This is a genomic window from Bifidobacterium sp. SO1 (assembly GCF_018555335.1).
In the GTDB taxonomy this organism is placed as follows: domain Bacteria; phylum Actinomycetota; class Actinomycetes; order Actinomycetales; family Bifidobacteriaceae; genus Bifidobacterium; species Bifidobacterium simiiventris.
The window spans coordinates 135,513-158,761 of record NZ_JAFEJR010000006.1; the positions used below are offsets into that span (position 1 = coordinate 135,513).

At 64.0% G+C, this 23,249-nt stretch carries 18 protein-coding genes, 1 tRNA gene and 1 pseudogene; 3 read left to right on the forward strand and 17 right to left on the reverse strand.

The features are described from left to right. Positions 1 to 20: 20 nt before the first annotated feature. From JS541_RS06945 to JS541_RS06985, 9 genes are all read right to left on the reverse strand, one after another. On the reverse strand, positions 21 to 335 hold the full coding sequence (locus tag JS541_RS06945) for a DUF2469 domain-containing protein (protein ID WP_033494454.1): 315 nt from the start codon (positions 333 to 335) through the stop codon (positions 21 to 23). Then, positions 332 to 1,414: a GNAT family N-acetyltransferase gene (locus JS541_RS06950; RefSeq protein ID WP_214373731.1), complete on the reverse strand. Its 1,083-nt coding sequence runs from the start codon at positions 1,412 to 1,414 to the stop codon at positions 332 to 334. Before JS541_RS06950 ends, JS541_RS06945 begins: the two co-directional genes overlap by 4 nt. A gap of 171 nt (positions 1,415 to 1,585) precedes the next feature. Continuing rightward, positions 1,586 to 3,082, reverse strand: a complete 1,497-nt coding sequence (gene gatB / locus JS541_RS06955; protein ID WP_214373732.1) for an Asp-tRNA(Asn)/Glu-tRNA(Gln) amidotransferase subunit GatB — start codon at positions 3,080 to 3,082, stop codon at positions 1,586 to 1,588. Between the two features lie 27 nt (positions 3,083 to 3,109). Continuing rightward, positions 3,110 to 4,645 (reverse strand): Asp-tRNA(Asn)/Glu-tRNA(Gln) amidotransferase subunit GatA, encoded by a 1,536-nt coding sequence (gene gatA / locus JS541_RS06960; RefSeq protein ID WP_214373733.1) that lies wholly within the window; start codon positions 4,643 to 4,645, stop codon positions 3,110 to 3,112. Positions 4,646 to 4,653: 8 nt separating this feature from the next. Then, positions 4,654 to 4,953, reverse strand: a complete 300-nt coding sequence (gatC, locus tag JS541_RS06965) for an Asp-tRNA(Asn)/Glu-tRNA(Gln) amidotransferase subunit GatC (protein WP_152357771.1) — start codon at positions 4,951 to 4,953, stop codon at positions 4,654 to 4,656. Between the two features lie 178 nt (positions 4,954 to 5,131). Further along, positions 5,132 to 6,013, reverse strand: coding sequence for a TrmH family RNA methyltransferase (locus tag JS541_RS06970; protein WP_214373734.1), 882 nt, complete (start codon positions 6,011 to 6,013; stop codon positions 5,132 to 5,134). Position 6,014: 1 nt separating this feature from the next. After that, the gene (locus JS541_RS06975; RefSeq protein WP_214373735.1) at positions 6,015 to 6,671 is read right to left on the reverse strand and encodes an orotate phosphoribosyltransferase; all 657 of its coding nucleotides are present in this window, start codon (positions 6,669 to 6,671) and stop codon (positions 6,015 to 6,017) included. A 26-nt stretch (positions 6,672 to 6,697) separates the two neighbouring features. Further along, complete coding sequence (gene rmuC / locus JS541_RS06980) at positions 6,698 to 8,053, reverse strand: DNA recombination protein RmuC (RefSeq protein ID WP_214373736.1); 1,356 nt, start codon at positions 8,051 to 8,053, stop codon at positions 6,698 to 6,700. A gap of 71 nt (positions 8,054 to 8,124) precedes the next feature. Further along, positions 8,125 to 8,406, reverse strand: a complete 282-nt coding sequence (locus JS541_RS06985) for a metal-sensitive transcriptional regulator (protein WP_214373737.1) — start codon at positions 8,404 to 8,406, stop codon at positions 8,125 to 8,127. 129 nt (positions 8,407 to 8,535) lie between these two features. Here JS541_RS06985 and JS541_RS06990 point away from each other — a divergent pair, with 129 nt between their 5' ends. Beyond that, positions 8,536 to 11,352, forward strand: a complete 2,817-nt coding sequence (locus JS541_RS06990; protein WP_214373738.1) for an HAD-IC family P-type ATPase — start codon at positions 8,536 to 8,538, stop codon at positions 11,350 to 11,352. 94 nt (positions 11,353 to 11,446) lie between these two features. On the opposite strand, the gene clpB is transcribed toward JS541_RS06990, so the two are convergent. Next, a complete protein-coding gene (gene clpB, locus JS541_RS06995) occupies positions 11,447 to 14,101 on the reverse strand; it encodes an ATP-dependent chaperone ClpB (RefSeq protein ID WP_214373739.1) in 2,655 nt (884 codons plus the stop codon). Between the two features lie 295 nt (positions 14,102 to 14,396). Here clpB and JS541_RS07000 point away from each other — a divergent pair, with 295 nt between their 5' ends. Beyond that, positions 14,397 to 15,326, forward strand: coding sequence for a transporter (locus tag JS541_RS07000; protein ID WP_214373740.1), 930 nt, complete (start codon positions 14,397 to 14,399; stop codon positions 15,324 to 15,326). Between the two features lie 392 nt (positions 15,327 to 15,718). On the opposite strand, the gene JS541_RS07005 is transcribed toward JS541_RS07000, so the two are convergent. From JS541_RS07005 to JS541_RS07035, 7 genes are all read right to left on the reverse strand, one after another. Next, entirely contained in the window at positions 15,719 to 16,540 is an 822-nt protein-coding gene (locus JS541_RS07005) for a fumarylacetoacetate hydrolase family protein (protein WP_214373741.1), read from the reverse strand. Positions 16,541 to 16,656: 116 nt separating this feature from the next. After that, positions 16,657 to 17,601 (reverse strand): class C sortase, encoded by a 945-nt coding sequence (locus JS541_RS07010; RefSeq protein WP_346428298.1) that lies wholly within the window; start codon positions 17,599 to 17,601, stop codon positions 16,657 to 16,659. Positions 17,602 to 17,739: 138 nt separating this feature from the next. Next, positions 17,740 to 18,630: a YggS family pyridoxal phosphate-dependent enzyme gene (locus JS541_RS07015; RefSeq protein ID WP_214373743.1), complete on the reverse strand. Its 891-nt coding sequence runs from the start codon at positions 18,628 to 18,630 to the stop codon at positions 17,740 to 17,742. Positions 18,631 to 18,917: 287 nt separating this feature from the next. Then, positions 18,918 to 20,030, reverse strand: a complete 1,113-nt coding sequence (locus tag JS541_RS07020; protein WP_346428299.1) for a glutamyl-Q tRNA(Asp) synthetase — start codon at positions 20,028 to 20,030, stop codon at positions 18,918 to 18,920. 53 nt (positions 20,031 to 20,083) lie between these two features. After that, entirely contained in the window at positions 20,084 to 21,001 is a 918-nt protein-coding gene (locus JS541_RS07025) for a DUF3152 domain-containing protein (protein WP_214373745.1), read from the reverse strand. Between the two features lie 253 nt (positions 21,002 to 21,254). Then, positions 21,255 to 21,986 carry an MIP/aquaporin family protein gene (locus JS541_RS07030; protein WP_214373746.1) on the reverse strand — a complete coding sequence of 244 codons (732 nt, stop codon included), beginning with the start codon at positions 21,984 to 21,986 and terminating at the stop codon, positions 21,255 to 21,257. 508 nt (positions 21,987 to 22,494) lie between these two features. Beyond that, positions 22,495 to 22,568 (reverse strand) — tRNA-Lys (locus JS541_RS07035). A 298-nt stretch (positions 22,569 to 22,866) separates the two neighbouring features. Here JS541_RS07035 and JS541_RS07040 point away from each other — a divergent pair. Further along, positions 22,867 to 23,249, forward strand: a pseudogene (locus tag JS541_RS07040) (hypothetical protein); the annotation flags it as partial.

Sequence of the window (23,249 nt, forward strand, 5' to 3'; positions counted from 1 at the left end):
CCACACAAAGGCCACAGAAATCAGTGGATGTCGTCGGGTATGTCGATGTCTGTTTTCTGCACTTCCTCGACGTTCACATCCTTGAACGTGACGATGCGCACGTTCTTGACGAAACGGCTCGGCCGGTACACGTCCCAGACCCAGGCGTCGGTCAGCTGCACGTCGAAATACACGTCCTGCCCGGCCGAACGCACGTTGAAGTCGACCTTGTTGGCCAGATAGAAGCGGCGTTCGGTCTCCACCACGTAGGTGAACAGTTTGATGACGTCGCGGTATTCCTTGTACAGGGCGAGTTCCGCGTCGGTTTCGTAATTATCGAGATCCTCTGCGCTCATCGTTCCTCCTCCGTCTCGCGCTTGCGGCTCAATCCGAGATTGCGCCACCAGGCGTTCTTCGAAGTCTTGCGCTCGGACTGGCCGTACGGCCATGTGGAATCGCCATCGACGGTATCGGACGGCGCGGACTCGGCCTGTCTGACCGCCGCACCCGCATCCTCGTCGTCACCGTTCAGTTCGACGCCGATACGGGCGTATGCGGCCTTGCGCAGTTCGTCGTTATCGTCGTCGCCGTTCGGGGAGGCATCGGCGCGGGTTTCGTTCGCACCGGCCGGGTCACGCCTTTTGCGCTGGATCGTAACGGAATGCTCGCGCATGGCCAGCGCCTCGCGCATGCCGGGATTGTCTTCGATCACATGCATGCCGAACGCATCGAGTGAACGGATTGGATCGTATTCGTCGAACAGCGTGTCCAACACGATCAGATCCTGATAACGGCCGTTTTCCGCGTCCCACAACGCGTCGCGCGACGTACCGGACTGCACGAACCCGAGCGACTTGTAGACGGACAGTGAACGCGTGTTCTTTTCGGGCACGGCGACCCAGATGCGGTGCATGCCGAGGCCGGCCGGTTCGGGCGCGAAGCCGTAGGTCATGACGCGCGGCATCATATCGCGCGAGTAGCCGCGGCCGCGGTAGTCCTTGCCGAGCACGACCTGGATGCGCGCTGAGCGGGCCCAGCCGTCGATGTCGATGAGGAAGACCATGCCGATCACGTTGTCAGTGGCCTGCGCGTCGATCTGGCCGTCGTCGTCATGGTCGGAGTCGGTGAGCACGGCCCAGGCCATTGTGCGGCGGGATTCGGGATCACCCACGCCGGATTCGGATGCGGCCAAGCCGTTCGTCCAAGCGACGGAACGGCGCACCCAGGCGTGGACGACGGCGCGTTCGGCCTGCGGATCCTTGCCGGTGATGCGCGATGCGTTGTAGTAGGCGTCCAGTTCGTCCAGACGCGGCAGGTCCTCGATGGTCGCCGGGCGCAGGTGCACCATTTCGCCCTTGATCTCAGGAATGACGATCTTCGGCGGCAATTCGCGCGAGATTTCCTGCAACGTCGGCGTTTCGGCGGTTTCAGACATTCGTGTATTCCCTCAACATACGCTGGTAGAAGTCGGTACAGAAGATATCCTACCCGCCTGACCGTTTGCTGGGAAGATTTACGGCATGCGTTCACCAAGTATGCAATACACGGATACGAAAAGGCTCCCTTCGGAAGAACCGGAGGGAGCCTGACGCGTGATGCGGATGCGTTACTTGATCTTGCCCATCACGATCTTGGTGACGGCCTTCGCGTCGGCCTGGCCGCGCGTCGCCTTCATCACCGCGCCGATGATGACGCCCATCGGCTTCATGTTGCCGCTCTTGAGCTTCTCGACCACGTCGGGGTTGGCCGCGAACGCCGCTTCGACGGCGGATTCGATCGCGCCGGAGTCCTCGACGATCTTGTAGCCGTGCTTGGTGACGACCTCGTCCGGAGTGCCCTCACCGGCGAGCACGCCGGCGATGGTCTGCTTGGCGAGCTTGTCGTTGAGCTTGCCGTCCGCGATGAGTTGCTCGACCTCGGCCACGTCGGCCGGGGTGACCGGCAGCTCCTCGAGCGAGACGCCCTTGGCGTTGGCCTCGCGGCTCAGCTCGCCCAGCCACCACTTGCGGGCGCCCGCGGCGGTCGCGCCGGCCTTGACCGTGTCTTCGATCAGGTCGAGCGCGTCGGCGTTGAGGATGTCGCGCAGCTGCAGGTCGGTGAGGTTCCACTCGGCCTTGAGACGGTTGCGGCGCTCGCGCGGCATCTCCGGCATCTGGGCCTCGATCTCGGCGATGTGCTCCTTGGTGATGTGCAGCATCACGAGATCCGGGTCCGGGAAGTAGCGGTAGTCGTCCGCATCGGACTTGACGCGGCCGCCGGCGGTGGTCTGCGTGGCCTCATCCCAGTGGCGGGTCTCCTGCAGGATCTCCTTGCCTTCGTCGAGGCGGGCGGCCTGACGACGGATCTCGTACTGGATGGTCTTTTCGATGCCACGGAACGAGTTCACGTTCTTGGTTTCGGAACGGGTGCCGTACGGGGCGTCGGCGGACGGGCGCAGCGAGACGTTCACGTCGGCGCGCATGTTGCCCTGCTCCATGCGGGCGTGGGAGATGCCGAGGGCGCGCACGATGTCGCGGATGGCGCGCATGTAGGCGCCGGCGATCTCCGGGGCGCGGTCGCCCGCGCCCTCGATCGGCTTGGTGACGATCTCGATCAGCGGCACGCCGGCACGATTGTAGTCGACCAGCGAGTGGTCCGCGCCTTCGATGCGGCCGTCGGCGCCGCCGACGTGCGTGTTCTTGCCGGCGTCGTCCTCGATGTGCGCGCGCTCGATCGGCACGCGGAACACGGTGCCGTCCTCAAGCTCGACGTCGAGGTAGCCGTTGCCGTTGGTCGGCTTGTCGTACTGCGAGATCTGGTAGTCGCGCGGCATGTCCGGGTAGAAGTAGTTCTTGCGGGCGAACTGGCTCCACTCGGCGATTTCGCAGTGCAGCGCGAGGCCCAGCTTGATCGCGTAGTCGACGGCGGTCTTGTTGACGACCGGCAGGCTGCCCGGCAGGCCGAGGCTCACCGGGGTCAGCTGCGTGTTCGGTTCGCCGCCGAACTCGATGTGCGCCGGGCAGAACAGCTTGGTGTTCGTGCACAGCTCGACGTGCGTTTCGAGGCCGAAGACCACATCGTACTTCTTGGTGGCATCGGCGTACTTCATCAGTTTTTCAGCCATAGTGCTTGTTCTCTTTCTTCCGATGCCTTACTCGGCGACGTTCAGCCACGGGGTCTTCATGGACTGCCAGATCGGGCCGCCCCAATCCTCTTCGAGCGCGGCTTCGAGTGCGGCGGCCGGCTTGTACATGACCTCGTCGCGCTGCTGCGGCGCGATGAACTGGAAGCCGACCGGCAGGCCGTCGTCCGACAAGCCGGCCGGGATGGACATGGCAGGCACGCCGGCGAGGTTGGCCGGGATAGTGGCGATGTCGTTCATGTACATGGCCAGCGGGTCGTCCATCTTCTCGCCGAACTTGAACGCGGTGGACGGGCTGGTCGGGGAGACGAGCACGTCGGCCTGTTCGAAGGCGTTGTGGAAGTCCTGGATGATGAGCGTGCGCACTTTCTGCGCGGAGCCGTACCAGGCGTCGTAGTAGCCGGCGGACAGGGCGTAGGTGCCGAGGATGATACGGCGCTTGACCTCGTCGCCGAAGCCGGCCTCACGGGTGTAGGCCATCATGTTGGCAGCGGTCTGCGGCACGCCGGCCGGCGGCATGACGCGCAGGCCGTAGCGCATGCCGTCGTAACGGGCCAGGTTGGAGCTGACCTCGGACGGCATGATGATGTAGTACGCGCCGAGCGAGTACTCGAAGTGCGGGCAGGAGACCTCGACGATCTCGGCGCCCATTTCCTCGAGCTTCTTGACGGCTTCGTCGAAGCGGGCCTGGACGCCCGGCTGGAAGCCTTCGCCGCCCAGTTCCTTGACGAGGCCGACCTTCATGCCCTTGAGGTCGCGCTTGGCGCCTTCGCGAGCGGCGGCGACCATCGGGCGCGGGCCTTCGGGGATGGACGTGGAGTCGCGGCGGTCGTGGCCGCCGATGATCTCCTGCAGCAGCGCGGAGTCGAGCACGGTGCGGGTGACCGGGCCGATCTGGTCGAGCGAGGAGGCCATGGCGATCGCGCCGAAGCGAGAGACGCCGCCGTAGGTCGGCTTGACGCCGACCGTGCCGGTCAGTGCGCCCGGCTGGCGGATGGAGCCGCCGGTATCGGTGCCGAGAGCGAGCGGCGCCTCGAACGCGGCGACCGCGGAGGCCGAACCGCCGCCGGAACCGCCGGGGACGCGCTCGGTATCCCACGGGTTGTGGGTGGTCTGGTAGGCGGAGTGCTCGGTGGAGGAGCCCTGCGCGAATTCGTCGAGGTTGGTCTTGCCGAGGATCGGCATGCCGGCCGCCTTAAGCTTTTCGATGACGGTGGCGTCGTACGGCGGCACCCAGCCTTCGAGGATCTTGGAGGCGGCGGTGGTTTCGATGCCCTTGGTGACGATCATGTCCTTGATGGCGATCGGCACGCCGGCCAGCTCGGGCAGGGAGGCCTTCTCTTCGGCGCTCTTGGCATCGAAGGCGTCGGCCTGTTCGCGAGCCACGTCGCCGGAGACCTTGAGGAAGGCCTTGATGGACGGTTCGGCGGCCTCGATCACGTCGAGATGCGCGTCGACCAGTTCACGGCTGGAGACTTCGCCGGCCTTGACCTTGGCGGCCATCTCGGCGGCGGTCAGTTGCACGAGTTCGTTGGTTGCGGTCATAACGGTTCTCACTCCTCGCTTCCCAGAATGCGCGGCGCGACGAACATGCCGGCCTCGGTCTTCGGAGCGCCCGACAGGGCTTCGGCCTGCGTGAGCGGCGTCTCGGCCACGTCCGGACGCAGGTAGGCTTCCAGCGGGATCGGGTTGGCGGTCGGCGGCACGTCGTCGGAGGCGACTTCCTGCACCTTGTTGATGGAGTCGGCGATGACGTTCAGCTCGCCCTGCAGACGGGTGATTTCCTCATCGGTGAGCGCGATTCGGGCGAGATCGCCCAAGTGCTCGATTTCTTCGCGTGTGAATGTAGGCATGCGCCCTACTATACGAGTCATTTGTGACACGCCTCGCGCGCCGTCTCACCTCGTTGTGATGCCGGCGGAGCCTCGACTCCTCGGTTGAGGAAGCCCTCAGTCGCAGACCGACTGAGGGAGCATGGCGGCCGTGAGGTCACCCGACAACACTTCGCGCATGATCCGCAGTGTCTTATTCTCACAGATGCTGGGCGATGTAGCTGTGCATGGCGACTGCGGCGGCAGCTCCGGCGTTGATCGAACGGACAGAACCGAACTGAGAGATGTAGACAACGTCATCGGCCAGTTCCAAAGCCTTCTCGCTCAGGCCGGGGCCTTCCGCGCCGAACAGCATGAGGCAGCGGTGCGGGAACTGGTAGGTTTCGATCGGCACCGCGCCGGGAATGATGTCAAGCGCGATGATCTTGGCCTCTTCGAGTTCGCGGATGCGCGCATCGGCACGGGCGATGTCGGCCGTCGCCTCAGATACCGCAGCTACCGCGGCGGACGCGGAGGCATGATCGTTGATCGAGGACGCTGCAGAACCTGACTGCACCGCGATCGCATGCGCCTTGATCGCCGCAGCCTTGGCGCGGGATCGCTCGTATGCGATTTCACCGGCAATACGATGACGCCAGCATTCGACCAGTTCGGTGATGGACGGGTGGTTCTCGACGTGCTGGTACAGCTCGGTCATCAGCGCACCCTTGCGGTTCCACTTGTGCGGGCCGACGATGTGGACGCGGTTCGCGGTGAACGCGTTGGCGGTGCGCACCATCGATCCGATGTTGAAATCGTGCGTCCAGTTCTCGACGGCGACCTCGAAGTCATGGCGACCACGCGCATCCAGATCTGCCTTGATGGCGTCGACTGTCCAGTAGCGGTAGCGGTCGAGCACGTTGCGGCGGTCGCCCTCGTCCAGCAGCAGCGTGTCGAAGCGCCGGTCGAAGTCCGGCGACGCCGGGTCGTCGGGACGCGGCTCGCCGGGATGGGTCTGCGCCCACGAGCCGACGCCGACCTCGCGGAATTCCGGTTCGCCGGACAGTTTGGCGGCCAAGGAGACGGGATTAGGCGTATGCATGTCAGCGCAGTTCGGACTCGTGGTAGACCTCGACGAACGGCAGTTCGCGCTCTTCGTCGTCGACCGGATTGATGACTTTGATGGTCGGCTTGTCCATGTCCACGCCGCCGATGAGCGATGCGATAGCGACCACCTCGGCGCCCTCGTGCTCCACGATGCCGAAGTCGAGGCTCAGCTCGTTGCCGTTACGCAGGGTGACCAGCGAGGAGGTCTGCACGTAGGACTTCTCCGACAGCCACGAGTCGAGCAGCACCACGCGCTTGCCCTTGATCGACGGACCCTTGATCGATGGGTAGACGAAGTCCATCACGAAGCCGTTCAGATCCTCGCCGCGCGAAGCGGCCGCGAGGATCATCGCCGACACGAGCGGCACGGCGGCTGCGGTCAGTGCTCCGACCGCATCGAAGTCATCGACCGAATAGCCTTGTTCCTCCAACGTGTCGAGCAGGATATGCCCGACGATGGCGGCCCCACGATGGTCGAAGGTCACGTTCGACAGTTCGCAGAACGGCTTGCCATCCAGTTCCTTCACGAGCAGCTGTTTGAGCTGGTCGCGCGGGTCGAGCAGCGCGAACGGCGTCTCGGCGGGCGCTGCGGCGGCATCGGGGTTCACGGCCGGCGCGGAGCCGGTCTTGCGGAAGGATTTCTCTTCGGTCATGGTTGTTAGCCTATCTTCTCGTACCGTCAATCGGCGTTGCCGTCGGGCTGGGTTTCCGGCGCGGTCAGTTCGCGGATGTCGGCCTTGCCGGGGTCGATCATGTCCACCGGCTCGATGATCTTGCCGGCGTCGATCTTCTGCAGCTTGCGCGCGGTGACGAGCACGCGCGATTCGAGCGACGTGGCGAACTGGTTGTATGCGCCGACCGTCTTGGTGATGGCCGCGCCCAGTTTGGTGGCGCGGTCGCCCAGCACGGCGAACCGCTCGTACAGTTCGCGCGACAGGTCGAACAGCTTTTTTGCGTCGTCGGTCAGGCTCTGCTGCTGCCACGCGTAGGCGACCGACTTCAACACCGCCCACAGCGTCACCGGCGAGGTCAGCGCCACCTTGCGGGCGAAGGCGTCGTCCATCAGCGTCGGGTCGGCTTCGAGCGCCGCCTGCAGCAGCGCCTCGTTCGGGATGAAGGCGACCACGAAATCTGGGGCGACGTCAAACGCGTTCCAGTATGCCTTGTCTCCCAAGGTTTTTACATGGTCGCGCAACGCCTTGGCATGCGCCCTCAGCAGATCGGCGCGACGGTCCAGCTCCTCCGGCGACGCCGTTTCAGGAATCTCGCACGCCCGCTGGTAATCCGCATACGGCACCTTCGCGTCGATCGGGATCGTCTTGCCGCCCGGCAGATGCACGATCATGTCCGGACGCTGGATGCGGCCATCCTCGCCGGTGACCACCACCTGCGTATCGAAATCAACGTGTTCCAGCAAACCGGCCGATTCCACAATGTTGCGCAGCTGGGCCTCACCCCATGCGCCGCGCACCTTGTTATTGCGCAACGCTGCCGACAGCGAGCTCGTCTCTCGATCCAGCCGGGCCTGCTGCTCGCCCAGCCCCTTGAGCTGTTCACCGAGCGCGCCCATTTCGCGTTTGCGCCCTTCCTCGATCTGTGAGACCTTGGCCTGCAACGCATCAAGGTTCTTCTGCACCGGGGCCAGAGCGGAGAGCACCTTGCTCTGCTCCTCCAGCGAGCGCGCCTGTTTCACACGTTCGCGTTCCGCGTCGGCCGCCGCTTTGTCACGCTCGTGCTGGATGCGTACCTGCTCGGCCTGCTGGGCCTGTGCCAGCTGCGATTTGGCAAATGACAACTGCTGGCTCAGTCCGTCGATCTGGCCGCGCAATTCGGCCGCCTGCGCAGTCAGCTGCACGACCTGCGCGTGCGCCGCGTCGCCATCGGCCTTCGCGGCCTCCAATTCGCCGGTTCGAGCGTCTCGGGCCATCTCCTGGCCGCGCGACTTGCCCAGCAGGAATCCCGCGACCAGCCCCAGCGCCGCCGCCACAATCATCACCGCGATCATCGCGGTCACCGTCATCACATTGTCGAACATATGTTCTAGTGAAACGTACGGCATGGACGACGTCGGCAACGCGTGTCGCACGTCGACAACAGCCCACGAACCTACGATTTCACCAGTCGCGCGATCGCGGCCGAGGCCTCGCGCAGCTTCTCGTCGGCCACTTCACCACCTTCGGCCGACGCCTCGCGCACGCAATGGTTCAGATGATCGTCCAGCAGCAGCAACGCCACCGACTTGAGTGCCGAATTGGCTGCGGAGATCTGCGTGAGCACATCGATGCAGTACTTGTCATCCTCCACCATCTGCGTCACGGCGCGGATCTGCCCCTCGACCCGCCGCAGCCGCGCGATCACCTTCGCCTTGTCTTCGCCATACCCATGCATCGCAACCTCCAATCGCCGGCCGATTCGCCCAGCGGCATAATCGCAACGCCCATTATACCCCATAGGGGTATTGGGTATATTCTGGTGAGCAGCGATACGATAGCCACAGGAAGACAGAAGGAGCGAATCATGGAACCGAACATCTTTCTTGTCGCGGCCGCCGCCTTAGTGGCCGCCGCACTCACATGGCTGATCATCCGATTCTTCTTCGCACCGCAGCACGGCACCGCGGGCACGTTGGGAAACGGCATGCAGACCGCGACGATCACCGTCAAGGGCGGCTACTCCCCCGCCGTGATCGAGATGCGGGCCGGCACGCCGATCACGCTCACATTCGACCGGCAGGAGACCGGAGAATGCACGTCGCATGTCGTGTTCGGAGACCTTGCGCTCGACGCGATGCTGCCGGGCGACACACGCACCAACGTGCACCTGCCCGCACTGCCGGCAGGAGAGTACCCGTTCGCGTGCGGTATGAATATGGTGCACGGACTGCTGCGCGTGACCGGCGACGCCGGCAGTGAAAGCGCAAACGTTGGCACCGAACGAGTCGACGGAAGCGGAAGGAAAGATTTCTCCGCTCCGCCGCGCTCCAGTCGAAATGACACAGCGGAATCCCATACCGACTCCGGCCAACACAACACGGTCGCATCACCGACCGACGCGCTGGCTGCGGAACGCCGCGAATCCGAGGAACGCTCCAAGGAGATCCGCCAACTCACCAAACTGGTCGCGATCGGCACCGTGCTCACGTTGCCGGTGTTCGTGCCGATGATGCTCATGCTGCTGCCCGGCGACCACGCCATCGTGCCGATGTGGCTGATGAACCCGTGGCTGCAGGCGCTGCTCATCACCCCGGTCATGTTCTACTGCGGCGCTCCGATCCACCGCGTCGGCTGGCCGGCGCTCATCCATCGCGCACCCGACATGAACTCGTTGGTCACGCTCGGCACGACCGCCGCCTACGTGTACAGTCTCGCATTGTGCGTGATGTCGTCGCTGTTCCCGGAAGGCTCGCGCGAACCGTATTTCGAATCGGTAGGCGTGGTGATCACGCTGGTATTGGTCGGCCGGCTCTTGGAAACGAAGGCCCGCGAAGGCACCGGCAAGGCCGTGCAGTCGCTGATCAAACTGCGCCCGCGTACCGCGCATGTCCTGACGTCCGACGATGCCGCCGCACATACGAACTGGAGAAACGACGCAAACGTTCGCGATATCACTATCGACGATGTGAAGACCGGCGACCTGCTGGTTGTCCATGCCGGCGAGCGCATTCCGGTCGACGGCGAGATCGTCGACGGCGAGGCCACGATCGACGAGTCGATGATTACCGGCGAATCGAAGCCGGTCGTCAAGATCGCGGACACGCACGCAGACAGCCACGGCGGCAGCGCAAACGACAGTACCGCCGCGCGAGCTCTGACCGGCGCGACAGTGCTGCTCAAAGGCGATCTGCTCATGCGAGCCACGCAGGTGGGCGGCGCGACGGTGCTGGCGCAGATCATCGCGATGGTCTCGCGCGCACAGGCCACGAAGGCGCCGGTACAGAAACTGGCCGATAAAATCGCCCGTATTTTCGTGCCGGCGGTGATGATCGTGGCTGTGTGGACGTTCGCGATCTGGTTCGCGGTCGGCCCCGAACCGCGTCTGGCGCATGCGCTGGTAACGGCGGTGAGCGTGCTGATCATCGCCTGCCCGTGCGCGCTGGGCCTGGCGACGCCGCTATCGGTGACGGCCGCGATGGGCTTGGGAGCAACGAACGGTGTGCTGGTCACGTCGGCAAAGGCGTTGGAACAGGCGCGAGACATCCGCACGGTCGTGTTCGACAAGACCGGTACGATCACGCGCGGCGTGGTGGACACGCCCACGGACGGCGACGGGAACGCCAATGAAAAACCGAGCTATGAGCACGATCCGGTCAAAGACGGTTCACGAGAGGCGGTGGCCGCGTTGCGCTCAGCCGGAATCCGTACGGTGATGCTGTCGGGCGACCGCGCCGAGGTCGCCGCACGCATCGCCCGCGAGGTCGGCATCGACACGGTGATCGCGCAGGTCAAGCCGGACGGCAAGGCGTACTGGATCCGCCAGCTGCAGACCGCACGCGATCGTGCGCACGGCACGAACGCCGATCCTGCCGGCGCGACCGCAGCCGCATCGGCCGCAACGACACCATCTCCGACAGTCGGCGACGTGCCGGACGGCCTGATCGCGATGGTCGGCGACGGCATCAACGACGCGCCGGCGCTCGCCCAAGCTGATCTCGGCATCGCGATCGGCACTGGCACGGACGTGGCGATGCAGTCGGCCGACGTGACGCTGATGAACGGCGATCTGCGCGGCGTGCTGAAGACGATCAACCTGTCGAACGCGACGATGCGCAACATCCGCGAGAATCTCGCATGGGCGTTCGGTTACAACGTGATCGGCATTCCGGTTGCGGCCGGCGTGCTGTACCCGTTCACTGGCTGGCTGCTCAGCCCGATGATCGCGGGACTCGCGATGGCGTTGAGCTCGGTATGCCTGGTGCTGAACGCGAACCGGCTGCACGGTGTGAAGATCAGCGATATCGCGGTGCCGTCCGACGGCGATACGACACGCGTCGGCTCGGCCGGCGCAACCGCGTCCGCCGCCGCCCACGAACCGCAGGTCATCATCGACGAGAGCACCGAACTCACACACTTGGAACCGAACGACGAACCCCACGGTTCCGACAGTACAATGTCCACCGATTCCAACGATAAGGAGCATCCCATGGATATGCATCACATGCACATGAACGCCGCGCCGACCGACGGCGAGACCGCCACCGATCCGGTGTGCGGCATGACCGTCGCCGTGACCGCGGACGCGATCACCCGCGAATACGAGGGCAAGACGTACTACTTCTGCGGCGAGCACTGCGCGAACAACTTCGCCAAGGCCCCGCAGATCTTCCTCGAGAAGTAGCCGGCCGCAAACGCACAAAGGCCCGGAAGGAGAGCGTCCTTCCGGGCCTTTGTCATGCCGGCGGCGTCATCGCGCGCCGCCAGCCAAGTTTCGGTCAGTCGGCCTTCACGTCGTCGACGTGCACCGAGCCGTCGTCGTCCGGGTCGGTCGGCATGGCGTTGAGCTCGAGGTGGTCGCCGCCGGTCTGATCGACGAACACCGTGTCGCCGTCGTGCACCTTGCCGGCCAGCAGCATACGCGCCAGCTGGTCGCCGACCTCGGTCTGCACCAGACGACGCAGCGGACGCGCGCCGTACGCCGGATCGTAGCCGGTGTCGGCGAGCCATTCGCGCGCGGCGTCGGTGACGTCGAGGCGGATGCGGCGATCGGTGAGGCGAGACGCGACCTGCGCGACCTGGATGTCGACGATGCCGCCCAGCTCCTCGCGGGTGAGCGGATGGAACATGACGATCTCGTCGAGGCGGTTGAGAAACTCCGGCTTGAAGTTCATGTGCACCGCGTCCATCACGGCCTTCTTCTTGGCGTCCGCGTCCATGTCCTGATTGACGAGGAACTGCGAGCCCAGGTTGGAGGTCATGATGAGGATCGTGTTCTTGAAGTCCACGGTCCGGCCCTGACCATCGGTCAGACGGCCGTCGTCGAGCACCTGCAGCAGCACGTCGAAAACCTCAGGATTGGCCTTCTCGACCTCGTCGAACAGCACCACCGAATACGGGCGACGCCGCACGGCCTCGGTCAGCTGGCCGCCCTCCTCGTAACCGACGTAGCCCGGCGCGGCGCCGATCAGACGCGACACGGAGGCCTTCTCCATGTACTCGCTCATATCGATACGCACCATGGCCTTCTCGTCGTCGAACAGGAAGTCGGCGAGCGCCTTGGCGAGTTCGGTCTTGCCCACGCCGGTGGGGCCGAGGAACAGGAACGAGCCGGTCGGACGGTTCGGATCGGAGATGCCGGCACGCGAGCGGCGCACCGCGTCGGAGACGGCCGCGATGGCTTCCTTCTGACCGATCACGCGCTTGCCGAGGTATTCCTCCATGTGCAGGAGCTTCTCGTTCTCGCCTTGCATGAGGCGACCGACGGGGATGCCGGTCCATTCGGAGACGATGCCGGCCACCGAATCGGCGTCAACATGGTCCGGCACCATCGGCTCGGGCTTGTTCGCGCCGTTCGAAGTGTCTTCGGCATCGGCCTTTTCGGCCGCGTCGAGCTGCTTCTGGATCGCCGGGATCTCGCCGTACAGGATACGGCTCGCTTCGGCCAGGTTGCCTTCGCGGGTGAACTTGTCGGCCTTCACGCGCAGCGCATCCATCTGGGCGCGCAGGTCGCCGACCTTGTTGTGGCCGGCCTTCTCCGCATCCCAGCGGGCCTTGAGCCCCGCGAGCTTCTCGCGCGCGTCGGCCATCTCAGCCTGCAGCTTCTCGAGACGCTCCTTGCTTGCCGGATCCTCGGCCTTCTTGAGCTGCATCTCCTCCATCTCATAGCGCGTCACCTTGCGCTGGAGCTCATCGATCTCCTCCGGGGAGGAGTCGAGCTCCATCCTCAGGTGCGCGGCCGCCTCATCGACCAGATCGATGGCCTTGTCAGGCAGCTGACGGCCGGAAATGTACCGGTTGGACAGCGTCGCGGCCGCGACCAGCGCATCGTCGCCGATCGTCACCTTGTGGTGCGCCTCGTACCGCTGCTTCAGGCCGCGCAGAATCGCGATCGTGTCCTCCACGCTCGGCTCGCCGACGTACACCTGCTGGAAACGACGCTCCAGCGCCGGGTCCTTCTCGATGTTCTCGCGGTATTCGTCCAGAGTGGTCGCGCCGATCAGACGCAGCTCGCCGCGCGCCAGCATAGGCTTCAGCATATTGCCGGCGTCCATCGAGCCTTCAGCCGCGCCCGCGCCGACGATCGTGTGGATCTCATCGATGAACGTGATGATCTCGCCGTTCGCGCTCTTGATCTCATTCAAGACGGCCTTGAGGCGTTCCTCGAACTCGCCACGGTACTTGGAACCGGCCACCATCGACCCGAGGTCGAGGGAGATCAGCTTCTTGTTCTGCAGCGTGGTCGGCACGTCGCCGGCGACGATGCGCTGAGCGAGTCCTTCGACGACGGCGGTCTTGCCGACGCCCGGTTCGCCGATCAGCACCGGGTTGTTCTTGGTGCGGCGGCTCAGGATCTGGATGACGCGGCGGATCTCCTGATCACGGCCGATCACCGGGTCGAGCTTGCCTTCCTTCGCAGCGGCGGTCAGGTCGGTCGAGTACTTCTCGAGCGCCTTGTACGAGCCTTCCGCGTCCGGACTGGTGACCTTCGCGCCGCCACGGATGCCGGGGACGGCCTTGCGCAGCGCCTCCGGGGTCACGCCGTTCTGGCGCAGGATGTCGGCCGACTGGTTCGGCGCGCTGGCCGCGATGCCAATGAGCAGATGCTCGGTGGAGACGTATTCGTCGCCCATCTGCTGCATTTCCTTCTCGGCCTGCGCGAGCGCGGCGGTCAGCTGACGGCTGGCCTGCGGCTGCGACGTGGTGGAGCCGGACGCGCTCGGCAGCGCGACGAGCGCGTTTCTCACGGCCGCGCCGATGGCCTGCGGGTTGCCGCCCGCGGCCTGAATAAGTCCTTGGATGACGCCGTTCTCCTGACGCAGGAGCGCGTCCATGACGTGCAGGGTCTCGACCTGCGCGTTGCCCGCGGCGGACGCGCTCTGGATCGCGTCGCCGATCACTTGCTGGGCCATCGTGGTGAACTTCTGTTCCATACCAACCTCCCAAAAGTCTTGTACTGCGCCCCGGACCGCATCGGTCAAGCCCAGCCGCACGGCATCGTCCGCGCGTCGCAGCCCGACCGTCCGCCGGATCGCAGGTTTTCGTTCGTTTCTGACTTACTCAACCGGACTGCCACCCATTCTATTCCCAAAACTTGAGTCCAACACGCTCAAGTTTGTAAAACCATCATCCATCCACACCGCAACACAGCGATGCCGGTCGCAACACATCCGCGCCTAGACTATGCACCGGAACCACCCACAAGAGAGACTTCGAGAAACGACCATCATGATCTTCCAATCCGGCGCGCTGCTCATCGCCATCCTCGGCACGTACGCGCTCAAGCACCTGCACGTTTTCGGCGAACGCGACTACAAGGTGGCGCAAGGCATCGTGTTCAACATGACGCTGCCGTGCGCGATCATTCTGTCGTTCGCGACGAACAAGCACGACATGAGGATGCTGTGGATCGTATTGTTCGGCTTCTTCGCCTGCGCAATCCCGCTGTTCGTCGTGTTTCTCGGCTCACGCGGCGACGAGCGCAACTACCGCGCGTTCCAGATGCTCAACGCATCCGGCCTGAACCTCGGCGCATTCTGCCTGCCGGTGGTGCAGACGTTCATGGGCGCGTCGGCCGGCCTGCCGATCATCATGCTGGATATCGGCAACGCGACGGTCGCGACGGCGGGATCGTTGACGATCACGAGAACGTTGCTGCACATGGATGATAATTTCCGATCGTTGCCGATCAGTCTGCGACTGCGCAACATCGCGCATGATTTTTTGGGATCGATTTCGTTCGATATTTACATGTTGATGCTGGTGTTCATGTTTCTTCACATCACCATCCCGCAACCGATCATCACGCTGATCACGCCGTTCGCCAATGCGAATGCGTTCTGCGCGATGGCGATGATCGGCCTGATGATGGAGATTCCCGACAATCGCAAGGATCGGATCGAACTGGGCAAAGTGATCGCGTGGCGGGCCGTGTTCGGCGTGATCATCGCGGTCGCGGCGTGGTTCATCCTGCCGTTCGACATGCGCATCCGCGAGATCATCGTGCTCGGATCGTTCGCCCCGATCACGATCTTCTCGACCAAGTTCACCGATTCGCTCACCGGCAACGCGAAACTCGCCGGTTTTTCGCTGACCGTCACCGCGATTCTCAGCCTCATCGTCATGACGATCCTGCACGCGCTGCTGCCAGGGGCGTAACGCCTTGCGAGTGGCGGGCCTCGGCTCCCTCGGCTGAGGGAGCTGGCAGCGAAGCTGACTGAGGGAGCGTACACGCTACCACGTTCATAGCTGCTGAACGCTGTAACGCCTACACTCCCTCAGTCTCACCCACGTTCGACGGCTCCCTCAGCCAAGGGAGCCGGGACTCGCTGACGCTCGCAAAAATCAGCCCGCGATCATCCTGCAATTTCGGACGGCCTACGGCCGACTCAATTCTGGCCTCGCTCACGCTCGGCTCGTGCAGGACGAAAGCCCACCGGGCTTTCGTTTAACCCTGCACGGCCCTGCAATTTCGGACGGCCTACGGCCGACTCAATTCTGGCCTCGCTCACGCTCGGCTCGTGCAGGACGAAAGCCCACCGGGCTTTCGTTTAACCCTGCACGACCACGTTGCGCAGGTCGCCGATGCCTTCGACGTGGACGATCGGCTCGTCGCCCGGGTCGAGGTGGCCGGAGGCGTTCGGCGTGCCGGTCATGATCACGTCGCCCGGCAACAGCGTGGAGAAGCTTGAGATCGCGGCGATCTGCTCGGGGATGCCGTGGATGAGGTTCGCGGTGGTGCCGCTCGCCATCGGCACGTCCTCGCCGTTCAAGGTGAACGAGATCTTCGCATCGCGCCAGTTGAGGTCGTCGCGCGCCACGATCCATGGGCCGAGCGGGCAGGACGTGTCGAATCCCTTCGCGCGCGTCCACGTCGGGTCGAGTCCCTGCAGATCGCGCAGCGTCACGTCATTGACGCACGTGAAACCAAGCACATAGTCCATCGCCTTCTCGGCCGGCACGTTCTTGGCGATGCGGCCCATCACCACGGCGACCTCCGGCTCGAAGTTCATGTCGTGACTGTACGGCGGGATAACAATCGGATCATCAGGTCCGATCACCGAAGTTGAAGGCTTGGTGAAGATCACCATGTTCTCCGGCGCATGGGCAATCTCGGAGTGGCCGGCCTCGTGCATGAACTGGGCGTGTGCCTCGTAGTTCTTGGCCAGGCCGTACACCTTCGACGGCAGCACCGGGGCGAGCAGACGCACACCTTCGGCGTCGATGGCGTAGCGCTCTCCAGTGGGCTGCATGGTGCCGGCGCCGAACGGGTAGCCGTCCAGTTCGATCAGATAGTCCTTGTGATCGGTCGGGTCGTTCTGGACGAATGCGTACCGCGGGGTACCATTGAGGGAAAATCGTGCAATTCTCATGACGCCCAGTGTAGTAGTCAGCCTAACCGTACGATTTCCCGTCATTCCAGCCCAAACGATCGCAACCGAATCCACATCACGATCCGACAGCCCGGCGTGGCCGCCACGGCCGCTTCTCAGTCCCGCGGCCGCCACGCCGCGTGACGCATCACCATCCACGGCGTGCGCCGCTCCACGATCGCCACCAGCAGCCATCCGCCGATCAGCGTGCCGCCGACCGCGAGTATCGCGTCGGTGCGGCCGTCATGCACATCCCCCGGCTCGGGTGCGGGCACCGGGATCTTCACGCGGTGCCCGCTCACCAGCAGTCGGTGCGTGTTCACGCCGTATGGCGTGCAGGTCATGAGCGTGAGCCGGTCCTCGCCTTGTACGATCTTCAGCTGGCTCGTGTCGTCCGGCAGGATCACGCTGATGCGGTCGACCTGATAGCCGATCGTCTCGCCCATCACCTCGACGTACATGAAGTCACCCTTCTTCACCTCGTCGAGGCGGGTGAACATGAGCGCTTCGACCAGTCCGCGGTGACCGGTGATGACCGAATGTGTAGATTTTCCGCCGACCGGCAGGCTCGTGCCGTACAGATGCCCCGCGCCCGACGCGAGTGCCTCCTCGGACGTGCCATGGTAAATCGGCAGCTCGATCGATACGGTCGGCACCTTGATCGTACCCATCACGCCGTTGCCCGAATCGAGCAGCGACTGGTACGCCTGATCCTTGCTGGCCGCGGAGTCCTCGCCCTTGGCGTGGGAGCCGCCGCCCTGCGAGGAGAACGGGTCAACCGCTTCACCAAGAATCGGCTGACCGGACGCGGCGAGCGTGCGGTTATAGGCGCGCGCTGCCTTGAGCGCGTCCTCGGCCTGCGGGTACGGCCATCCGGCGACGTGCTTGGCGGACTGCTGCGAGGTCTGCGCGAGCTGCAGCGAGCTGCGGTATTGCAGAGCGATCGGGAATCCCGCGACACCAATCGCCGAGATCAGCAGCAATACGGTGAACACGCGCATGATCACAAGTGATCGTTGCAGTCGACGGCGTTCAGCGGCGACGTCGGCGACGTTCACGATTTGGCCAAAAGTCTGATCACCGTATGATCGCTTATGAACATTCGCGTCCGCGTCTGATGGCGCGCGACGGCGTTTTACGGTTTTATGCCGAGGCGCGGTCTGTGCCAAGGATGAACGGTGCGTCACGATGGGTTCCGATCAGATGAACGCGCGTTCGCCGAAGATGGCGGTGCCGACGCGCACGATCGTGGAGCCTTCCGCGATGGCGAGCGCCATGTCGTGCGTCATGCCCATCGACAGTTCGGTGCAGTGTTCGGTGCCGGGCGCGCCGGCGGCGAGGATCTGGTCGCGGGTCTTGCGCAGGTGCGCGAAGCCGCGGCGGATGGTGCGTTCGTCGTCCACGTGAGCGCCGATGGTCATCAGTCCTTGCAGTTCCAGGCCGTCGAGTGTGCCGATGCGCTGGGCGAGCATGATCGCGCGCGCCGGATCACAGCCGGACTTGGAGGCTTCGCCGGATTCGTTGACTTCGAGCAGCACGCCGACAGTGATGCCGTGCATGGCCGCGCGACGGGCGATCTTTTCGGCCAATTCGATCGAGTCGACCGATTCGATGGTGTTGACGACCGGCAGCACCTTACCGATCTTGTTTGATTGCAATTGACCGATGAGATGGAACGGAATGTGCGTTCCGGCGGGCGATGTGTTCATTTCGTGATGGTCGGAGACGGTTGTGACGGTATGGCGAGGATCCTCAGCGGTTGCGGAGGTATCGTCGCCGGTTCCGCTCACACCGAGCGAGAACCCGCGTTCCGCGCACTGGCGCGTCAGTCCGGCGGCCTTGACTGCCACTTCCTGAGGGCGGTTCTCGCCGATCATGCGCACGCCGGCATCGATCGCGGCCATAATCTCGCCCACGTCGCGCGTCTTCGTGGCGGCCAGCAGCTTCACCGATCCCGCGGCTCGTCCGGCGTCCGACTCCGCCTGAGCCACCGCATCGAGCACGCGATGCACGCCGTCCGCGATCTCCTTCGCGCGCGTGGCGTCGATCACTTCATTGGCGAGATCCTTGTGGTCCATATACGCTGTCATGCCATTACTCCCCTGCTACCGTCCATTCCCATTGCAGCCTAGTCAGTTAGTCTAATCACCATGACGACGCCCGTACCGGCATTTGCCCAACGTTGTCGCCATACCCACGTAAGCACCAGTACCGTGTCAGTGTAAACCGACACGTTCTTGGTCTCGGCTCCTTCAGCCAAGGATGCTGTTCCTCGGGAACAGGCGACTGCCCCGCCGAACCGGCCCCGGCTCCCTCGGCTGGGGGGGAGCCGTCAGCCGCGGGCTGACTGAGGGAACGTCACACCCATTCGTCCCACTCACGCCGCAAACGGATTGTCGGGCACGCGCCGGTCCTGCGCACGGGCCGCGATCTTGCGCCAATCGAATATGCCCAGTAGATCGCGGGCCTCGCACGGCTGCGGCTCATCCAGCAGCCCGAGCAGCCATCCGCAGTAGCCGATCACCTGCCGCGCCGTGACGCCTTGCGAGCGCAGCACGCCCATGTCAAGCGACCGCTGTCGTTTGGACAGACGTTTGCCGGCCGCATTGTCGATCAGCGGCAGATGCGCGAATGCTGGCGCGCACGATCCGTTTGCGGCCCCGTTTCCGCCGCCCCATCCGCCGGCGATCAGCCGTTCGCGGATGTACAGCTGCAGTGCGGTCGAACGCAACAGGTCGCGGCCACGCACGATATCGGTCACGCCCATGTCGAGATCGTCCACGGTGACGGCCAGCTGGTAGGCGAACAGTCCATCCGCCCGTTTCATCACCGTATCTCCAAGATCGTGAGCGAGGTTGAACGTTTGTGATCCGAACACGCGATCGGTGAAGGTCATGTCGCGATCGGGCGAGTACAGCCGTAGCGAATGCTGCCGGCCGGCGTCCAGCCGACGGCGTATCTCAGCCGGATCGTCACGCAACAGCATGCGGCAGGTACCGGGGTATACCACGAATCCGTCACCTTCCTGCGGCGCGGATGCCGCGCGGATATCGGCACGCGAGCAGAAGCACGGATACACCGTGTCCGGTTCGAACATCATGTCTTTGCCGTCACCACGTTCGTCGTCTCGCGACGCCACGGTTTCGGAGCCGGACACCGTATCCTCACACAGATGATCACGCACGCACGGCATCTTCACCATGTCACCCTGACAGTCACCATTCGCACACAATATGCGAATGGCTTCACCATATCTGTCCAAACGATCGGACTGGTATACGGGATCTCCATCCCAACCCAACCCGAGCCAAGCCAGATCGTCCATGATCCACCGGTCGGCGTCCGGCAGCACGCGCGGCCGGTCGATGTCCTCAATGCGCAGGATCATCCGTCCACCGGCGGCCCGCGCGGACAGCCATGCGGCCAGCATCGCGTAGACGTTGCCGATATGCATGCGCCCTGACGGCGTCGGCGCGAACCGTCCCGTCACCGGCCGGGCAGCCAACCGATCAGCCATCTGGCCGTTCACCGATCGCCCGTTCATCAGCCGACCCACAGCTCATGGTCGAGCGGCCATTCGTTGGGCACGCAGCCGTCGAGATGCATGGACTGTTCCTGCATGAGCGGCGCGCGTTGGCCGGTGCCGGCGCAGGTCGTCTCGTTGTCGATATGGCCGAGCCGGTGGCCGACCTCGTGGTTGACGACCATCTCGCGATAGCGCGCAAGCGTGCCGCCGGCGTCGAGCCACGAGTCGACGGAACCGTTCCAACGGTCGAGGTTGACGATGACCTGCTGATCGACGCGACAGCTGTATTCGACGGAGCATGACGGCGAGAAATCGGTCATGTACTTCGCCTGGGACGGGATGATGTCCATGTCGGCGATGTCGCAGTCCGCTTCGGAGGTCTGTTCGAAGGTGACGCCGGCCCTTGGCCAGCCCTTCACGTTGTTGAGGGTGGAGAACACGGTGTTGGCGAACGCCGTGGTGTTGCCGACGTCACCGCGGGTCTTCAGACAGTAGGTGTAGACGTACGGCCCAGCCCCCGTCTCGTCGGCCGAGGTCTGCGCCGTCGATCGTGCCTGATCAAGGATGCGCGTTTTCTCGGTTTCGCTCAACGGTTGTGCAGATTTGTCGGAGGCCAGCGTGCTGGCGATGTCCTCGGCCTTCGAATCGGCGGCCGTCTTCTGGGATGGCGACGACTCGGCACCCGCACCGGACGCATCATCAGTGCCAGCCCTTTCGCCTCCCGATTTTCCCTGTGCAGCCGTCGAATCACTAGAATCACGCCCGGAACCGTTCCCGGACGCGCCGGCCGAACCATCCCCTTCCACGGATCCGACTGTCTTTCCCGAAGCCGCCAGCCGGTAGGATTCCAGCGCGCGGCCGGACGAAGTCACGGATGCAACGACCACAACCAGCAGCACGACCGCCAGCACGGCGGCGCCCACACGGCGCAACACGAATATGCGATCCTTGCCAAACCGCAGACGCGGGAACCGGAGCCGAGGCAATGTCGGTCGTCCCATAATCATCCCTCAACCCTTCCGATGAACATTCACCATTCCAACACCATCATGAATTTCCGTGCACAGTATACGCATCACCCGCATAACACAACGGCTCTCCCCCTGCCGGAGGAGAGCCGCACAATCATGCCGAAACATCAGCGATCACAGACGATCAGCCGCGATCACATCATCGGCACGGCACAGGTCACGCGAAGAACGCGTTGAACAGCCATGCGCCAATGATCGCGCCCACGATCGGGGCGACGACCGGAATCCACGCCTCGTTCCAACGCGAGGTTCCCTTCGACGGGATCGGCAGGATGGCGTGCAGGAGTCGCGGCATGAGGTCGCGGGCCGGGTTCAGGCCAGGGCCGGTCGGGCCGCCCATCGAGGTGACAAGGCCCCACACGATGAAGCCGACGACGATCGCGGCCGCGGCCGGATCCTTCTCGCCCCACGGGTCCATCAGGCAGCACAGCGCGCCGAAGACAAGCACGAGCGTGCCGAACATCTCGTTGACGAAGTAGTTGAGCTTCTTGTTGTCGGCGTCGGTGGTGCAGAAGGTGGCGAGGATCGCCTCGGCGTCCTCAGTCTCCTTGTAGTGCGGGTAGTAGGTCAGGTAGACGATGAACTGGCCGAGCGCCGCGCCGAGCAGCTGCGCGATGATGTACGGCAGCACCTCGTTCCACGGGAACATGCCGTTGATGGCCTGCGCGATGGTCATGGCCGGGTTGATGTGCGCGCCGGAGACGGCGCCGAACATGAGGACCGGGAACATGACGCCGAAGCCGTAGCCCATGGCGATGTTCAGCCAGCCGGCGTGATGGCCCTTGGTGTTTTTGAGCTCGACGTTGGCGACGGAGCCGTTGCCGAAGATCATGAGGATGGCGGTGCCGAAGAACTCGGCCGCCAGCTTGGTGAAGAGGGAGTATTCCACTGCTGCTTCTTTTCTTCTCGTTCCGATTGATGCGACTGCGGCGCGAGCGCGCCAAGCAAACTCCACGATTCTACGCCGAGGGCTAAACCGCGCCCGCCCGACATCCCACCCGGCGAGGCCGCGCATCGGTCGCCATCCCGGGCATACGGCCGTTTCAGAGGCACACACCGGCAGTATGCCCGGGAGGATGAGCGGTCCTTGAGCATGGCGCCCGGGCTTACGGCCGTTTCCGCACCCCGAACAGGCCGTATGCCCGGGAACAGCACCGGATTCCGGCTTCGTCCCGGGCTTACGGCCGGTTTGAGGGGTCAAACAGGCCGTAAGCCCGGAAGACTAGGGACCGGGAGACTAGGGACCGGGAGATACACCTGAGGATATGGCGCACATGCTTGGAGATGCGCGGATACACCTGAGGGTGCGGCGTACATGCCTGGGGCCCGGCGGACACACCGGGATGCGGAGCGCGGAAAACAAAAAGGTCGGAATCTTTCGATTCCGACCTTGTCTGTGCCCCCGCAGGGATTCGAACCCTGGACACGCTGATTAAGAGTCAGCTGCTCTAACCAACTGAGCTACAGGGGCGTTGGCTAGCTGTTGAAGTGTTCCTTGCAACGAGTGATAAATATACTCGGATTCTCGCCGCATGCAACTCTCGGCGTGTCGCGATTGCCCAACCTTGCAAAAACGTTGAAATTCCAATGGTTTTCAACACTCCGCGATCAACACCGAATATCGCCCTCCACAGCCCTCCAACGCGACCGATCCACGAAAATTTCGCCGCGCAATGCCCCGAATAGGGTGAATGCACGGTAAATAAGTCCTGAACCCACCATTACAATATGCACGTCATGTAGCAATAGAAACAGATGGGTTGGGTGCGATGTCGCGATACAAGATTCGACGCAACAAGGAAAAGCGGGATAAGGAGACCGCCGCCGCGGCACTCGCCCGCAAAAAGCGTCGGAAGCTCTCCGTCAGCCCCTCCCCGACCTCCAGTCACGCCGTATCAGCCGATCGCGTCAAGAACATCGCAACTGACGTTGCCATCAGCGGCACCATCGCCGCGACGGCCGAGCATACCCCGGCAGCACAGCGTCAGACAGACGCCCATCCCGTAAACACGACCGAACACACCCCGGCCAGCAGCGCCGCAGCCGACAAGACCGCAACAACCCCCGGCAGCCCAGAGGCAACGCCAGAGACAACCCCTACCGCATCATCCGCATCCCCCACCAAACCCACCCCGTCGGCCCGCCTGCGCAC

Bases quoted from the DNA above. Each gene is read 5' to 3' on its own strand.
- JS541_RS06945 (WP_033494454.1), bottom strand. From the start codon at position 335: ATGAGCGCAGAGGATCTCGATAATTACGAAACCGACGCGGAACTCGCC.
- JS541_RS06950 (WP_214373731.1), bottom strand. From the start codon at position 1,414: ATGTCTGAAACCGCCGAAACGCCGACGTTGCAGGAAATCTCGCGCGAA.
- gatB (WP_214373732.1), bottom strand. From the start codon at position 3,082: ATGGCTGAAAAACTGATGAAGTACGCCGATGCCACCAAGAAGTACGAT.
- gatA (WP_214373733.1), bottom strand. From the start codon at position 4,645: ATGACCGCAACCAACGAACTCGTGCAACTGACCGCCGCCGAGATGGCC.
- gatC (WP_152357771.1), bottom strand. From the start codon at position 4,953: ATGCCTACATTCACACGCGAAGAAATCGAGCACTTGGGCGATCTCGCC.
- JS541_RS06970 (WP_214373734.1), bottom strand. From the start codon at position 6,013: ATGCATACGCCTAATCCCGTCTCCTTGGCCGCCAAACTGTCCGGCGAA.
- JS541_RS06975 (WP_214373735.1), bottom strand. From the start codon at position 6,671: ATGACCGAAGAGAAATCCTTCCGCAAGACCGGCTCCGCGCCGGCCGTG.
- rmuC (WP_214373736.1), bottom strand. From the start codon at position 8,053: ATGTTCGACAATGTGATGACGGTGACCGCGATGATCGCGGTGATGATT.
- JS541_RS06985 (WP_214373737.1), bottom strand. From the start codon at position 8,406: ATGCATGGGTATGGCGAAGACAAGGCGAAGGTGATCGCGCGGCTGCGG.
- JS541_RS06990 (WP_214373738.1), top strand. From the start codon at position 8,536: ATGGAACCGAACATCTTTCTTGTCGCGGCCGCCGCCTTAGTGGCCGCC.
- clpB (WP_214373739.1), bottom strand. From the start codon at position 14,101: ATGGAACAGAAGTTCACCACGATGGCCCAGCAAGTGATCGGCGACGCG.
- JS541_RS07000 (WP_214373740.1), top strand. From the start codon at position 14,397: ATGATCTTCCAATCCGGCGCGCTGCTCATCGCCATCCTCGGCACGTAC.
- JS541_RS07005 (WP_214373741.1), bottom strand. From the start codon at position 16,540: ATGAGAATTGCACGATTTTCCCTCAATGGTACCCCGCGGTACGCATTC.
- JS541_RS07015 (WP_214373743.1), bottom strand. From the start codon at position 18,630: ATGACAGCGTATATGGACCACAAGGATCTCGCCAATGAAGTGATCGAC.